Annotated in this window: 11 protein-coding genes; 5 read left to right on the forward strand and 6 right to left on the reverse strand. The window is 74.7% G+C overall.

All coding sequences use genetic code 11. The features are described 5' to 3' along the window. Window positions 1-151: 151 nt before the first annotated feature. Entirely contained in the window at window positions 152-1,516 is a 1,365-nt protein-coding gene (locus tag OG550_RS31085) for a dipeptidase (RefSeq protein WP_327683149.1), read from the reverse strand. A gap of 476 nt (window positions 1,517-1,992) precedes the next feature. Here OG550_RS31085 and OG550_RS31090 point away from each other — a divergent pair, with 476 nt between their 5' ends. Next, window positions 1,993-3,186, forward strand: a complete 1,194-nt coding sequence (locus tag OG550_RS31090) for a geranylgeranyl reductase family protein (RefSeq protein WP_327684283.1) — start codon at window positions 1,993-1,995, stop codon at window positions 3,184-3,186. Window positions 3,187-3,380: 194 nt separating this feature from the next. Here the strand turns inward: OG550_RS31090 and OG550_RS31095 are convergent, their stop codons facing one another. Beyond that, on the reverse strand, window positions 3,381-5,684 hold the full coding sequence (locus OG550_RS31095) for a glycosyl hydrolase family 18 protein (RefSeq protein WP_327683150.1): 2,304 nt from the start codon (window positions 5,682-5,684) through the stop codon (window positions 3,381-3,383). A 295-nt stretch (window positions 5,685-5,979) separates the two neighbouring features. Beyond that, complete coding sequence (locus tag OG550_RS31100) at window positions 5,980-6,972, reverse strand: ArsR/SmtB family transcription factor (RefSeq protein WP_327683151.1); 993 nt, start codon at window positions 6,970-6,972, stop codon at window positions 5,980-5,982. A gap of 81 nt (window positions 6,973-7,053) precedes the next feature. Here OG550_RS31100 and OG550_RS31105 point away from each other — a divergent pair, with 81 nt between their 5' ends. Then, a complete protein-coding gene (locus OG550_RS31105) occupies window positions 7,054-8,622 on the forward strand; it encodes an MFS transporter (RefSeq protein ID WP_327683153.1) in 1,569 nt (522 codons plus the stop codon). A gap of 138 nt (window positions 8,623-8,760) precedes the next feature. On the opposite strand, the gene OG550_RS31110 is transcribed toward OG550_RS31105, so the two are convergent. Continuing rightward, a complete protein-coding gene (locus tag OG550_RS31110; protein ID WP_327683155.1) occupies window positions 8,761-9,183 on the reverse strand; it encodes a RidA family protein in 423 nt (140 codons plus the stop codon). Between the two features lie 251 nt (window positions 9,184-9,434). On the opposite strand from OG550_RS31110, the gene OG550_RS31115 reads away from it, so the two are divergent. Next, window positions 9,435-10,208, forward strand: a complete 774-nt coding sequence (locus OG550_RS31115; RefSeq protein WP_327683157.1) for an enoyl-CoA hydratase family protein — start codon at window positions 9,435-9,437, stop codon at window positions 10,206-10,208. A gap of 140 nt (window positions 10,209-10,348) precedes the next feature. On the opposite strand, the gene OG550_RS31120 is transcribed toward OG550_RS31115, so the two are convergent. Next, entirely contained in the window at window positions 10,349-11,128 is a 780-nt protein-coding gene (locus OG550_RS31120) for a maleylpyruvate isomerase family mycothiol-dependent enzyme (protein WP_327683159.1), read from the reverse strand. A gap of 229 nt (window positions 11,129-11,357) precedes the next feature. On the opposite strand from OG550_RS31120, the gene OG550_RS31125 reads away from it, so the two are divergent. Then, window positions 11,358-12,116 carry an acyltransferase gene (locus tag OG550_RS31125; protein ID WP_327683161.1) on the forward strand — a complete coding sequence of 253 codons (759 nt, stop codon included), beginning with the start codon at window positions 11,358-11,360 and terminating at the stop codon, window positions 12,114-12,116. 60 nt (window positions 12,117-12,176) lie between these two features. On the opposite strand, the gene OG550_RS31130 is transcribed toward OG550_RS31125, so the two are convergent. After that, the gene (locus OG550_RS31130; RefSeq protein WP_327683163.1) at window positions 12,177-13,598 is read right to left on the reverse strand and encodes a PucR family transcriptional regulator; all 1,422 of its coding nucleotides are present in this window, start codon (window positions 13,596-13,598) and stop codon (window positions 12,177-12,179) included. Window positions 13,599-13,712: 114 nt separating this feature from the next. Here OG550_RS31130 and OG550_RS31135 point away from each other — a divergent pair, with 114 nt between their 5' ends. Further along, a complete protein-coding gene (locus tag OG550_RS31135) occupies window positions 13,713-14,702 on the forward strand; it encodes an esterase/lipase family protein (protein WP_327683165.1) in 990 nt (329 codons plus the stop codon). Window position 14,703: the final 1 nt, after the last annotated feature.

Genomic DNA, 14,703 nt, shown 5'->3' on the forward strand with positions numbered 1-14,703 from the left:
CGACGGCGCGCGAGGCGTGCGGACGGCGCGGTACGGAAGGCCGCGCCGTCCAGGGGGACGGCGCGGCCCGGGGAGTCCGCGGTGGCGGGTGGCGGGTGGCGGGTGGCGGGTGGCGGGTGGCGGCCGGGGCGGCCGTCGCGGGCCTCCGGCGTCAGACGGAACGCAGCTCGGCGTAGCGGCGCAGGAAGAGCGCCTCGGTGAGTGCCATCCGCTCCAGCTCCAGCGGGTCGACGCTCTCGTTGACCGCGTGGATCTGGGTGGTCGGCTCCTCGACGCCGATCAGCACGATCTCCGCCTCCGGGTAGAGCGTGCGCAGGGTGTTGCAGAGCGGGATCGAGCCGCCCTCGCCGGAGGCGACCATCGGCGTGCCGAAGGCCTCCGCCATCGCCTCGCCCATCGCCTCGTACGCCGGACCGGAGGTGTCGGCGCTGAACGGCGCGCCGTTGCCCTGGCGCTCGACGGTGATCCGGGCGCCGAACGGCACGTGGGCCTCCAGGTGGGCGACCAGCGCCTCCTGGGCGGCGGCGGTGTCGGTGCCCGGCGGCACGCGCAGGCTGACGGACGCCTTGGCGGAGGACTGGACGGACGAGGTGGCGCCCACCACCGGCGGCGCGTCGATGCCGAGGACGGTGACCGACGGACGGGCCCACAGCCGGTCGGCGACGGTGCCGGTCCCGGTGAGTGCGACGCCGTCCAGCACCTTGGCGTCGGCGCGGAACTGCTCCTCCGGGTACTGCACGCCGGTCCAGGTCTGGCCGCCGGTCAGGCCGGTCACCGCGACGTCGCCGTGCTCGTCGTGCAGCGAGGCGAGCGCCTTGACCAGGGCCTGCAGCGCGTCCGGGGCGGCGCCGCCGAACGCACCCGAGTGCAGGTTGCCGGCCAGGGTGCGGACCGAGACGTCGACCACGGTCATGCCGCGCAGGGAGGCGGTGACGGTCGGCAGGCCGGCGGCGAAGTTGCCGGTGTCGCCGATCACGATGGCGTCGGCGGTGAGGAGTTCGGGGTGGGCCTCGGCGTAGCGCTCCAGGCCGCCGGTGCCCTGCTCCTCCGAGCCCTCGACGATGATCTTCAGCCCGACGGGGTAGCCGCCGTCCACCCGGTGCAGCGCCCGGAGCGCCGTCAGGTGCATCAGGATGTTGCCCTTGCAGTCGGCCGCGCCGCGCCCGTACCAGCGGCCGTCACGCTCGGTCAGCTCGAACGCCGGGCTGAGCCAGGCGTCCTCGTCGAGCGGCGGCTGGACGTCGTAGTGCGAGTAGAGCAGGACGGTCGGCGCGCCGGCCGGGCCGGGGAGTTCGGCGTAGACGGACTGGGTGCCGTCGGGGGTGTCCAGCAGCCGGACGCCGGTCAGGCCCTCGGCCTCGAACGCCGCGGCGACCCAGCGGGCGGCCTTCTCGCACTCCTCGACCGGGAACTGGCGCGGGTCGGCGACGGAGGGGAAGGCGACCAGCTCGGCGAGGTCGGTGCGGGCGCGGTCCATCAGGGACCGGACGGCGTCGGCCAGGGGCTGCTGAGGCATCGGGGTGCTCCGGGGAGGGCTGGTCCGTCCGAGGGGTGGTGCGGGCGAACGTCGTTGACGGGGGTAGCGCCGATCATAGGCGGACACGAACGGTCGGCCGCGCGGGGGCGGTCCGGCGGGGCACCGGGTGCGGGCGGGTGCGGACGGGTGCGGGGGCGGCCCGCGGCGCGCCCGGTGACGCGGGCGGGGGATTCGGCCGGGCGTTCGGAGCGGTGCGGCCGACGGCGGCGGGGTCGGCCGCATTAGGATTGTTGCCCGTGACTGACTCCGGAAGCCCTGATTCTCGTAGCCCGCACGATGCCAGTGGCCCGCAGGTCGCGCGCGGCCCGCTCGACGCCGATTCCGACGCCGATTCCGGTGCCGACACCGTGGCTGACGGCGTGACCGACACTGCGGCCGATGCCGATGCCGATGCCGATGCCGTGGCTGACGGCGGTGCCGTGGCGGGCGCCGCGGCCGATGACGAAGGCGGCGCCGTGGCCGACGGCCCGGACCGGCTGGACGGCGTCTGGGACGTCGTCGTGGTCGGGGCCGGTCCGGCCGGCGCCTCGGCCGCGTACGCCGCCGCCGAGCAGGGCCGGCGCGTGCTGCTGCTCGACAAGGTCGAGCACCCCCGGTACAAGACCTGCGGCGGCGGCATCATCGGCCCCTCCCGGGACAGCCTCCCGGCCGACTTCAAGCTCCCGTTCCAGGACCGGGTGCACGCCGTCACCTTCGCCTACCGGGGCCGGTTCACCCGCACCCGGCGTTCGAAGCCGATGCTGTTCGGGCTGGTCAACCGGGACGAGTTCGACCTCCGCCTGGTGCAGGCGGCCAAGCAGGCCGGGGCGGTGCTGGTCACCGGAGTGACCGTCACCGGGGTGGAGCAGCGCGGCGGCGAGCACCGGACGGCGCTGGTCACCGCCGCCGACGGGCGGACCTTCGAGGCGCGCGCGGTGGTCGGCGCAGACGGCAGCGCGAGCCGGATCGGCCGGCACGTCGGCGTCTCCTTCGACCAGATCGACCTGGGCCTGGAGGCCGAGATCCCCGTCCCGCCGTCGGTCGCGGCCGACTGGGCGGGCCGGATCCACCTCGACTGGGGCCCGCTGCCGGGCAGTTACGGCTGGGTGTTCCCGAAGACCGAGTCCGGCAGCCTCACCGTCGGGGTGATCTCGGCGCGCGGCGACGGCGAGCGGACCAAGCAGTACCTGGCCGACTACATCCGCCGGCTGGGCCTCGCCGGCTTCCAGCCGAGCGTGGAGTCCGGGCACCTGACCCGCTGCCGGGCCGAGGACTCTCCGCTCTCGCGCGGCCGGGTGCTGGTGGCCGGCGACGCGGCCGGGCTGCTGGAGCCGTGGACCCGGGAGGGCATCTCGTACGCCCTGCGCTCGGGCCGGCTGGCCGGGGAGTGGGCGGTGAAGGTGGCCGAGGCCGGCACCGCGGGCGAGGTGCGGCGCGAGGCGCTGAACTACGCCTTCGCGATCAAGGCGGGGCTGGGGGTCGAGATGCGGGCCGGCAAGCAGATGCTGACCGCGTTCGAGCGCAGGCCCTACCTGTTCCACGCGGCGGTCTGCCTGGTCGATCCCGCGTGGCGGGCGTTCGCCCGGACCACGCAGGGGCACACCACCTTCGCCCAGGTGCTGCGGCAGTACCGGTCCGCGCGACGGCTGGCGGCGCTGGCCTCGCGCTGACGGCGGGCGCGGTCGGCGGTCGGCGGGCGGCGGGCGCGGTCAGGGGCCACCGTCGAGGGCAGTCGGGGGCTCTCCGTCCGGGGCGTTCGGTCCGGGACGCCCCGGGACGCCACCGGACGCCCCGCCGGGGACGCTCCGTCAGGAACCGGACCGTCCCTGACGGAGCGTCGGTCATGTGGTGCCGACCGGCGGTGCTACTTGAGCCCGTTGTCGATCGCCGTGATGAGCGCGCCACCCGGGGTGTCGCCCGTCATCTCCCAGATCATCGCGCCGAGCAGGCCCTTCGACTTCAGGTAGGCCGTCTTCTTGCCGATGGACCAGGCGTCGTCGAAGGTCCACCACTGCCCGCCCGCGCCGGTGTACCCGTAGGTCGCGACGGACTGTTCGTCGTGGTAGACGGAGAGGTTGGGGAAGGTGGTGATCAGGTTGTTGTACCCGCGGGTGCCGGCCTCCTCGGCGAACTGGCCGGGGGCTGCGCCGGTCGCGCTCTGCCACTCGCCCTTGACGCCGCCGTCCGCCACGCCCTGCCAGCCGCGGCCGTAGAAGGCGAGGCCGATGGTGAGCTTGCGCGGGTTGACCCCGGCGTCGAGGTAGGGCTTCAGCGCCGCGTCCACGCTGAAGTGGTTCGGGTACGGGTCCTGGGCGTCCGGGTAGAGGTTGCCCTGGTGCCCGGTGCGGTTGGGCTCCCACGAGTTGTCGCTGCCCGCGCCGTGGAAGTCGTAGCCCTGGACGTTGGCGATGTCCAGGTAGTTGAAGATCTTCGAGAGGTCCCAGCCCTGGTCGATCTTGACCGGGTCGGCCGGGGTGAAGGCGGTCAGCAGCTTGTGCGAGCCGCCGAGCGCGTCGAGCTGCTTGCGGAACTCGGCCAGCAGCTGCGTCAGGTTGGCCTTGTCGTTGGTGTTGTAGTGGTTGCCGGCGTGGCCGTCGGGGGAGCCGGGCCACTCCCAGTCGAGGTCGATGCCGTCGAAGATCCCGGCCGCCACGCCGTCGCCGCCGGCGCCGTTGTAGAGCGGCAGGTTGCCCTTGATCCACACGTCGATGCAGGACTTGACGAACTTCTGCCGGGAGGCCTCGGTGGCGGCCGCGTCGGAGAAGTACTTGGAGTACGTCCAGCCGCCGAGCGAGACCACGACCTTCAGGTTCGGGTACTTGGCCTTGAGCTTCTTCAACTGGTTGAAGTTGCCGCGCAGTTTGCCCCAGCCGTCGTCGGCCACGCCGTCCACCGACTGGGCCGCGCTCATCGGGCGGGCGTAGTCGGCGTCCGCGTCGCCCGCGCCGGTGCCCTGGTCCGGGTCCTGCGGGTTGGCGGTGGTGCCCCGGGTGACCCCGGCCATGCAGGTGAGGTTGACCGGATCGATGTTCTCGAAGGCGTAGTTGATGACGTCGAGCTTGGCCGCGCTGCCCGAGGTGTCGAGGTTCTTGACGAAGTACTGGCGGCCGTAGATGCCCCACTGGGTGAAGTAGCCGACCCGGGCGTACTTCCCGGCACCCACCAGGTCGGAGGTGGTGACGGAGAGCGGCGCCGAGGCGGGCGAGGCGTTGTCCGCGCCGTCCCGGGCCTTCACCGTGAAGGTGTAGGCGGTGGACGGGGAGAGGCTGGTGACGGTGGCGGTCAGCGTGGAGCCGGTGACCGTGCGGACCAGGGTGGTGCCCTGGTAGACGTCGTACGCGGCGACCTTGAGGTTGTCGGTGGCGGCGTTCCAGGCGAGCGTCACCTCGCTCGAACCCACGGCGGTGGTACGGAGGTTGGTCGGCGCGGTGGGCGGGACCGGGTCGGTGGCCGGGTCGAAGGTGGAGGCGGTGACCGGCACGCTGAGCGGGCCGGTGTTGCCCCGGGTGTCCTTGGCCCGGACCGTCAGGGTGTAGCTGGTGGCCGGGGTCAGCCCGGTGACCAGGGCGTCGGCGGTGGCACTGGTGGCGAGCACGGTGGTGCCGCTCAGCACCTCGTAGGACGCGACCTGGAAGTCCCCGCCGGTGGCGGCCGGCCACTTCAGCGCGAGGCTGTGCGCCGTCGAGTCGGTGACCACGGGGGTGCCGGGCGCGGACGGCAGGACGTCCGAACTCCCGTCGCACTTGTCGCCGTTGATGCGGCAGCCGGTCGGCGTGCCGACCGGCCCGTTGGCGACGAACCAGAAGCTGTACGGCTCGGTGGTGCCGTGGGCGGGCACGTTGGCGTTGTAGAACGCGTTGGTGGCCGTGACGTGGCGGCCGTTGGCCGTCGCGGTGCCGTTGTAGCTGTTCTGGATGGTCACGCCGGCCGGGAGGTCGAACTCCAGGGTCCAGCCGGAGACGGCGGCGGCGTTGTCGTTGCGGACGATGTAGGTGCCCTTCCACCAGGAGCCGTTGTTCTCCGTGGTGAAGGTGGCGGTGAGCTTCCCGGCGGCGTTGGCCGGCGTGGCCAGTGCGGTGATCGCGGCCAGCGGGAGGAGCAGGACGGACAGCAGCGCCAGCAGTCTGTGGCGCGCTCGCGGGCGGTGCGCCCGGGGTCGAGCGGACATGGTTCTCCCTGTGACGTGGGGGTTGGACAGGGTGACGTAGAACCGTACGGATGGTGCGGGGTGGTGCGGGGTGGTGCCTGATCGGCGCCTGTCGGAGCGGTGGTGCGTGGCCGATCCGTGCCCGCGCTTGTGGGGAGACGGGGCATGGGAACTGTAGGAGGACTGGACCAATGCGTCAACAGGTCTGTACCAGTGGGGAGTTGGGGTGGTCTCCCGGGAGGTGCGCGGCGGACCGGTGGACGGACCGGTGGACGGGCAGGTGGGCGGGGCGGTGGGCGGCCCGGCCGGGCGCACCTCAGGGGCGGCGTGGGCCGCCGGTCAACTCGTCCCCCAGCGGGCTGCGGGAGTACAGCACCGAGCGGCCGTGCCGGGCCCGGCTCACCAGTCCGGTCGCGTGCAGCACGGTCAGGTGCTGGCTCACCGCGCCCGCGGTCACACCCAGCCGGTAGGCGAGGTCGGTGGTGGTGGCCGGCTCGGCGAGCAGCGTCAGCAGCCGCGACTTCGGCGTGCCGAGCAGCTGCTCCAGCGCGCGCGGGGTGGCCGGCGGCCGCGGTCCGGCCATTCCGGCCTGGCCGCGCGCCGGATAACTGATCTGCGGTGCACGGTCGTCGCTGATCATCGTGATCGCGCCCCGGGCGAAGAACGTCGGCACCAGGACGAGTCCGCGGCCGTGCACGGTGATATCGCCGTCGGCGTCCGCCCAGTTCCGGTCGATCGAGAGCACGCCGTCCGCCCAGTGCAGCCGCCGGTCGAGGTCGGCGAAGAGCGTCGCCGCCCCCTGCTGGGCCAGCACCCGCGCCCGGTAGACCAGGTCCGCCTCCAGCACCGCGCGGGCCTGCGGCCACCAGGCGGGCGCCAGGCAGTACTCCCAGTACTCCTCCAGCGCGTCGGCGATCCGGGTCAGCAGCCGGGCCGGATCGGCCAGCCCGTCGGCCAGGACGGCGGGCATCGGCCGGTGGTCCAGCAGGAAGGTCCGTTCGAGTTCCGGGCGCAGCTGCTCGGGCGGGAGCGCCCGGACGGCGGCCAGCTCGGTGCGGAAGTCCGGGGAGGGAGTGGCCGGGCGGGGTGTCAGGAAGTCCGGGAGCCACCGGTTGGAGGAGACCAGTGAGAGGAGCAGCGAGGAGTCCAGCCGTTCGAACGAGGGCCGGATCCGCTCGAAGGCGGGGGACTGGAGTGTGTAGACGCCGGGATGGGTCCACATCCGCAGGCTGAGCGAGGCCTCCTGGATCGGCGAGCAGGCGAACCAGGTGGAGGCCAGGTCGGCCAGGCCGAGTCTGAACCGGTGCACGCGACCCCCCGTCGCCGACTGCATTTAGGCCCAGCCTAAATCAGTACTGCTGAGGGGCGGTGTCGGGGTGGGATCTTGGACATGACCACCTCACCGGCGGCGACTGCCGCACCTACCTCCGGCCTGCCCGAAAGCGGTGGACCCCCCGACGGACGACCGCCGGAGCCGGGCGCGTCCGGCGCGCCCGGGAACGACCGGGCGGCCGGGAACGCCTCGAACGCCTCGAACACCGGGAACACCGGCGCGGCCGGGAACGCCTCGAACAGCGGCACGGCCGCGGGCTTCGCGGGGGAGCCCGCGGGTGCTGGGAAGGCCGGCGGCCCCGGCGGCCCCGGGCGCTCGGAGCGGCGCGCGTCCCGGGCGTCCCGGCTGCTGCACCCCGACCCGATGGTCCGGCGGCTCGCCGGGATCACCCTGCTCAACACCGTCGGCAGCGGGCTCTCGCTCTCCGTCGCCGTGCTCTTCTTCACCGGCACCCTCGGACTGAGCGCCGCCCAGCTCGGCCTGGCGCTCACCGCGGCCGGGCTCTGCGGGGTCGTGGCGAGCGTCCCCGCAGGACGCGCCGCCGACCGCTGGGGATCGCAGCGGATCCTGGTCGCCCTGGTGGCGCTCACCGGTCTCGGCACCTTCGGCTACACCCTGGTGGACGGCTACCCGGCGTTCGTGGTGCTGGCCTGTCTGGTGGCCGCCGCCGACCGCGGTTCCTCCGCCGTGCGCGGCGCGCTCTACGCCGAGGTGCTGCCCGCCGACAAGCGGGTCGCCGGCCGGGCCTACCTGCGGGTGGTGACCAACGTCGGCATCTGCCTCGGCACGGGCGTGGGCGCGGTGGCCCTCCACCTGGACTCGCGGCCCGCCTACCTGGCGGCGATCCTGGCGGACGCCGCCTCCTACCTGGTCGTGGCGCTGCTGTTCCTGCGGCTGACCGTGCCCGGCACGGGCGGTGCCGGGCGGGCGGCGGAGGCGAAGCTGCCGAAGCCGGTGGCGGCGGAGCGGGAGAGGGGCCGCAACCCCGCGCTGCGCGACGGGCCGTTCCTGCTGGTGACCGCGCTCGGCTCGGTCCTGTGCCTGCAGTTCGCGATGCTGGAGGTCGGAGTGCCGCTCTGGATCGTCCAGCAGACCGACGCCCCCCGGATCACCGTGGCGGGCACCCTGATCGTCAACACCGTGCTGGTGATCGCCTTCCAGGTCCGCGCCACCAGGGGGACGGAGGAACCGGCCGCCGCCGCCCGCGCCTGCGGCCGGGCCGGGCTGATCCTGGCCGCCTCCTGCCTGGTGCTCGCACTCGCCCACGGCGCTCCGGCCGCGATCGCCGTCGTGGTGCTGCTGGTCGGCGTCGCGCTGCAGGCGATCGGCGAGGTGCTGAGCCAGGCGGGCAGCTGGGCGCTCAGCTACGACCTGGCGGGCGAGCGCGCGCACGGCGCCTACCAGGGCGTCTACAACGCCGGAAGCTCTGCGGCACTGATGATCGGGCCGGCCGTGGTCTCGACCGTCGTCATCGGGTACGGCCTGGCGGGCTGGGCCGCGCTCGGCGCGCTGCTCGCCGGCGCCGGCCTCGCCATGGGCCCCGCCGTCCGGTGGGCCGGACGCGAACGCGCCGTCAGCGATGGCGGTGGCAGCGGAGGCAGTGGCGGCAGCGGAGGCCGGCGGTGACGGCGCCGACGGCACGCTCCGGCCCGGGGCGGTGCGCCACGGGCCGGGCCGCGCCGACGACTTCCGCACCGGGCCCGTCCGTGCTCGGGCCGGAGCCACTGGTACCGGGGGCACCGGCTGCGGCGGAGCCGCCGAGGACTACTCCGGGACCACCGCGAGCGCCTCGATCTCGATCAGCACCTCGGGCAGGAACAGCGCCGAGACCTGCATCGCCGAGCTGGTCGGGAGCGGGGTGTCGCCGAAGAACTCGTTCCGCGCCTCGCGGACGGCGGCCAGATGCTCGATGTCCGTGAGGAAGTAGGTGAGCTTCACGAGGTCCGAGAAGTCCGCCCCGGCTGCGGCCAGGCAGCGGCGGATGTTCTCGAAGATCTGCCGGGCCTGCGCCTTCGGGTCGCCCGGCCCGACCAGGCGCCGCTCCTCGTCGAAGGCGACCTGGCCGGAGACGGCCACCAGCCGGCCGGTGCCGGTGACGACCTGCGTGTAGCCGGTGCCCGGGGCCACGCCGGGAGGCTCGGTGATGTGGGTCAGGTGGGCGGCGCGCCGCCCGGGTTCGGTGGTCATGAGGTCATCGTGGCCGACGGATGATCACCGCACCAGTGTGTTTCCGGGGCGGGCCGGGACCGGCGGCCGGGACCGGGGAGGCGCGGCGGCCGGTGGGTCGGCCGCCGCGCCCGGGCACCGGATCGGCGGTCCGGGCACGGGTGGCTCTGGTCGAGCGGAGGGTGGGCATGTCAGAGTCGTCCGGGCGGCGCCCCACCGGACGGCGTCCGCCCCCTCCGACCCACCCTCAGCCGGAAAGCAGGACCGCACCGATGACCCGCGAAGCGCCCCTCGTCCACGTCACCACCGAGGACGCCGTCACCACCCTCACCCTCGACTCCCCGCACAACCGGAACGCGCTCTCCACCCGGCTGATGGCCGAACTCACCGCCGGCCTCGCCGCCGCCGCGGCCGACCCGGAGGTGCGCGCGGTCGTGCTCACCCACGCCGGCAAGGTCTTCTGCGCCGGCGCCGACCTCTCCGAGGCGACCGGAGCGGACCCGACCGTCGGCCCGCGGGGCCTGGTCGACCTCCAGCGGGCGATCGTGGACTGCGCCAAGCCGGTCATCGCCGTCATCGACGGGCACGTCCGCGCCGGCGGCCTCGGGCTGGTCGGCTCGGCCGATCTCGCGGTCGCCGGGCCGGCCGCCACCTTCGCGTTCACCGAGGTCCGGCTCGGGCTGGCGCCCGCCGTCATCTCGCTGCCGCTGCGCCCCAAGCTGGACCCGCGCGCGGCCTCCCGCTACTACCTGACCGGCGAGGTCTTCGACGCCGCCGAGGCGGCCCGGATCGGGCTGATCACGCAGGCGGCCGACTCCGCCGAGGCCGCCGCCGTCGCGCTGAAGGGCCTGTTGGACGCCCTCCGGCTCGGCTCGCCGCAGGGCCTCGCCCAGTCGAAGCGGCTGGCCAACGCCGAGGTGGTGCGGTCCTTCGAACGGGACGCCGACGAGCTGGTCGAGCTGTCGGCACGGCTGTTCGGCTCGGAGGAGGCGCAGGAGGGGATGCGGTCGTTCCTGGAGAAGCGCCCGGCCCGCTGGGCCCGCTGACGGGCGGCGGACTCCGGACCGCCGGTCGCCCGGTCACCCGGTCGCCCGGTCGTCGTGGGCGGTGCGGGCGTCGGCCGGGTGACGGCGTCGACCGGGTGGGGTGTGCGGTCCGGAGCCGCGTCACGCCAGGGGCGTCGGCTTCAGCGGACGGCGGCGCCCTCGCGCCAGAGGTCGAGCAGCGACCGGTCGCCGGAGCGGGTCACCCGGTCGGTGTCGACGGGCAGCCGGTTCCACAGCAGCAGGTAGAGGTCGTGGGCCGGGCCGGAGAGCGTCAGGTCGGCGGCCGGGGCGTCGGCGGGTCCGCCCGGCGGGAGCTCCACGGACAGCTGCTCCCGGCTGACGGTCAGCAGCCAGGGACCCGGCCGGTCGCCGTCGGTCGGGCGGACGAGCACCGTCCGGGGCCGCTCGCTGCGCACCCGGGTCCGGTCGAGCGACATGAACCCGCGCAGCAGCTCGTCGATCCCGTCCAGCGCGAGCTCCGCGTCGACCCGGGGACCCTCGACGCCCGCCGCCGCGTCGGCGTCGGTGCGGTGCACCGCCGTCTCGTGCGCCTGGCGGCGGGCCCAGAACGCGAGCGGGCTGGGCGCGGGCAGGAAGCTCCAGCAGTCCAGGTCGGCCGGGGCCGCGGTGAGCGTCGCCACCAGGGTGGCGTGGCCGGTCCGGAACCAGTCGACCAGGTCCGCGTCGTCGGGCTCCGGGCCCCAGGCGGCGCGTTCGCCGTCGGCGTCCATCCGGGTGCGGTGCGCGTCGCGGACGTTGGCCGTCACCCAGCGGTGCACCTGGCCGGTGTGCAGCACCAGGTCGCGCAGCCGCCAGTCCGGGCAGGTGGGGACCGGCGCGGCGAGGTCGGTGCCGGCTGCGGCGTCCGCGAGCAGGGTGCCCTCGCGCCGCAGTGCGTCGATGTGGTCGGTGATCTCCATGGGCCGAGAGTCTTCCAGCGCCGGCGGTTCCCGGACCCGGTCACCGGGACGGTCGGCGGAAAGCGGCGGCAGGTTGGCAGTTTCTCGGGGGTCGCCGCGCAGCCCCCGGGCCGTCCTGCGGCGGCCTCGCCCGGTCGTCCCGCGGCGCCCCGTCGGTCGTCCCGCGGTGGCCGTGTGACCTTGGCCGCCTCCGCGCCGGGGGCGTCCTACGGACCGGTAACGTGAGCGCATGTCGATCACGCGTTCCCTGTTCACCGCTGTCCGGGCCGGTGGCCGGCGCGCCGCGAGCCGGGCGGTCCACCGGGGCTGGCAGTGGGTGCAGCGGGCGGGCGCGGTGTCCTGCGAGAACCCCGGGCCGTACCGGTTCGGTGAGCTGGGGGCCGGGACCAAGCTGACCTTCCCGCTCGGGGCGGTGTTCAACGAGCAGTGGATCACCATCGGCCCGTTCTCGATCATCGGCGAGCGGGTCACCATCAGCGCCGGGTTCCTGCCGGGTCTCGACCTCGGCCCCGAGCCGATCGTGCGGATCGGCGGCGGTTGCGTGATCGGACGGGACAGCCACATCGTCGGCCACCAGTCGATCGTGCTCGGCGACGACGTCTGGACCGGCCCCGGTGTCTACATATCCGACCAGGCCCACGAGTACCGCGCCACCGACCTGCCGATCGGCAAGCAGTGGCCGCGCAACGAGCCGGTCGAGATCGGCGCGGGCAGCTGGATCGGCACCGGCGCGGTGATCCTCCCCGGTGCGCGGCTGGGCCGCAACGTGGTCGTCGCGGCCGGCTCGGTGGTGCGCGGCGAGGTGCCGGACCACACGGTGGTCGCGGGCGCGCCGGCGAAGGTCGTCCGCCGCTGGACGGAGCAGGAGGGCTGGCAGCCGCCGTTCCGCACCGAGGCGCCCAGGCCGCTGCCGGACGACGTGACCGCCGCGCAACTGCGGGCGCTCGCCGGGTGGGACCTGCGGCTGCCGGGCGAGTCGGAGGGCTGAGACCGGGGCCGTCGGGCCGGTGGCGTGGCGCGGGGGCCGACGCGGTACGGGGGCGTGGGGCTACGGCGTGTCCTTCGGATCACGCCGGACCGGTTCCCGGGCGCGATCCGAACCGCGGCCGGTGCGGTGGTCGGCCGTGTGGTGGCCGGTCGTGCGGTGGTCGGCCGTGTGATGGCCGAGCGTGTGGTGGTCACCGGTGGACCCGGTGCGGTGGTCGGTGTCGCGCTCCGCGTCCCGGGCGGCGATGGCCGCGGCGATGCGCGGCAGGTCGGCGGGCCGGGCCGGGTCCAGGCCGGTGAGGACGGCGATCCGGCGCAGCCGGTAGTCGACGGTGTTCGGGTGCAGGTGGAGCAGCTGCGCGGTGTGACGGCGGTTCAGCCCGCCCGACAGGTGGGCGCGGAGGGTGGTGAGCAGCTCGCCGCCCTCCTCCAGGGGTGCGAGCAGTGAGGCGAGCCGCGACCTGGCCTGGCTGGGCCTGCTGAGCTGGTATTCGAGCAGGAGGTCGTCCAGCCGGTGCAGCCCGGGAGGCCGGCCGACGGCCCGCGCCACGCGCAGCACCTCGTCGGCGAGGGCGGCCGCCGCCGGCACCCCGGGCGGTGCCGCGGCCGCCGCGCCGGCCCGGACGGTGACGCCCGCCGCGCGTGCGGTGCGGTCCACGGTCTCGGCGAGCCGCTGCCAGACGCCGTCCGGTACGGCCTCCGGCCGGTGCTCCAGCGGGACCAGCACCACCCCGCCGGTGGCGGTGAGCGACGAGAGTGCCGACTGCCGTGTGGCGTGGTCGAGTTCGGCGCGCATCCGGCGCAGCTTGCGGTGCCCGGCCACGGTCCGCTCGACGCCGGGGGCCCGCTCGTCGGGGTGGTCGTCGACGGCGAGGCGGAGCACGGCGTAGGCGGCCGGGAGGTGGAGCCCCGCGCGTCCGGCGGCCTCCTCGGCGGGTGCGCCGTCGAGGAGGGCGGTGAGCAGGGCGTGCCGGGCGGTCCGCCGTTCGTCGGCGCCGGAGCGCCGTTCGTCCAGGTAGCCCGCGCCGGCGGCGGCGGTCGCCTGGCGGAGCTGGTCGAGCAGCAGCCGGTTGAGCACCAGCAGGTCGGCCGCGTCGCCGTCGCGGGCGTGCCGGGTGACGAGCTCCCAGCAGACCTCCAGCCCCAGGTGGTGGGCGAGCAGGACGGCGTCCAGCGGCACGCCCTCCTCGGCGCGCCGTGCGGCGGCCTCCCGGACGGCGGCGAACTCCGCTGCGGGGGCGGGCAGCCCGGTGCGGACGGCGTGGGCGAGCGCGCGGATCCGGCGTTCGGTGACCTGGGCCAGTTCGCCGGCGAGCTGTTCGCGGGGCAGTCGGCGGTACGTCGGCACCCGGTCGAGCAGTGCGGCGATGACGGCTTCGACCAACTCCGGTACGGCGCCGAGCAGGCACTGGTCGGCGGGGACGCCGCCGATCACGGGGATCCGCCAGCCGGCGGCTCGGGCGGGTGAATTGTGACCGGTCACAGGGATCACCGTCCAGGTCTGGGGGACACCCAAGGGCCAGGTCGGAGGGGCGACCGCATGATGGAGCCACTCGGGTTACCTGTTGGTAACAAACTTCCGCCGTGGAGGCAACAGTTGAGAACCCCACTTCTCCGCTTCGCCGCAGGACCGGTACGCCGCAGGATCCTCGGGCCGCTCGGCTCGGCCCTGCTGGCGGGCGCGCTGCTCGCCGGCGGCCCGGCCGGGGCGGCGCGGGCGGCGGACGCGACCCCCACCGCGCCCGCCGCCGTCACCGCCGTACCCGCCGTCACCGCCCCGGCCGGTGAACTCCCGCCCGACGGCGACCAGGTGGCGTCGCCGCCCGGCGCCAACGACTGGAACTGCCGGCCGAGCGCGGCGCACCCGAACCCGGTCGTCCTGGTGCACGGCACCTTCGCGAACCGGTACGAGAACTGGCTCGCGCTCTCCCCGCTGCTGAAGGGCAAGGGCTACTGCGTCTTCGCCCTGGACTACGGCATGGTCCCCGGAGTCACCTCGTCCGGCAGCGGACTGCTGCTGCCGATCGGCGGGCTCGGCCCGGTCGCGGAGTCGGCGGCCCAGCTGGGCCGGTTCGTCGACCTCGTGCGCACGGCGACCGGTGCCGCGAAGGTCGACATCGTGGGCCACTCGCAGGGCGGCATGCTCCCGAACTACTACCTGAAGTTCCTCGGGGGCGCGGCGAAGGTCGACAAGGTGATCGGACTGGCGCCGTCGAACCACGGCACGACGCTCTCCGGGATCGCCAACCTGGCCCCGTACTTCCCGCGGGTCGCCGAACTGATCTACACCGTGTGCGCCGCGTGCCGGGACCAGGTGGCGGGCTCGGACTTCAACCGGGCCATGGCCTCGAAGCCGGACACCGTGCCGGGCGTCCGCTACACCGTGATCGCGACGGTCTACGACGAGGTCGTCACGCCGTACCGGACCCAGTTCCTGACCGGGGCGAACGTGAACAACGTGGTGCTGCAGGACCGTTGCCCGGTCTCGCTGGCCGAGCACGTGGCGATCGCCTTCTCGCCGACCGCGCTGCACCTCGTCGCCAACGCCCTGGATCCGGCCCGCGCCACGCCGGTGATCTGCGGCTGAG

It is taken from the genome of Kitasatospora sp. NBC_00458 (genome assembly GCF_036013975.1).
Lineage (GTDB): Bacteria > Actinomycetota > Actinomycetes > Streptomycetales > Streptomycetaceae > Kitasatospora.

Coding starts and splice junctions, on each gene's coding strand:
- OG550_RS31085 (WP_327683149.1), bottom strand. CDS start 1,516: ATGCCTCAGCAGCCCCTGGCCGACGCCGTCCGGTCCCTGATGGACCGC.
- OG550_RS31095 (WP_327683150.1), bottom strand. CDS start 5,684: ATGTCCGCTCGACCCCGGGCGCACCGCCCGCGAGCGCGCCACAGACTG.
- OG550_RS31105 (WP_327683153.1), top strand. CDS start 7,054: ATGACCACCTCACCGGCGGCGACTGCCGCACCTACCTCCGGCCTGCCC.
- OG550_RS31110 (WP_327683155.1), bottom strand. CDS start 9,183: ATGACCACCGAACCCGGGCGGCGCGCCGCCCACCTGACCCACATCACC.
- OG550_RS31115 (WP_327683157.1), top strand. CDS start 9,435: ATGACCCGCGAAGCGCCCCTCGTCCACGTCACCACCGAGGACGCCGTC.
- OG550_RS31120 (WP_327683159.1), bottom strand. CDS start 11,128: ATGGAGATCACCGACCACATCGACGCACTGCGGCGCGAGGGCACCCTG.
- OG550_RS31125 (WP_327683161.1), top strand. CDS start 11,358: ATGTCGATCACGCGTTCCCTGTTCACCGCTGTCCGGGCCGGTGGCCGG.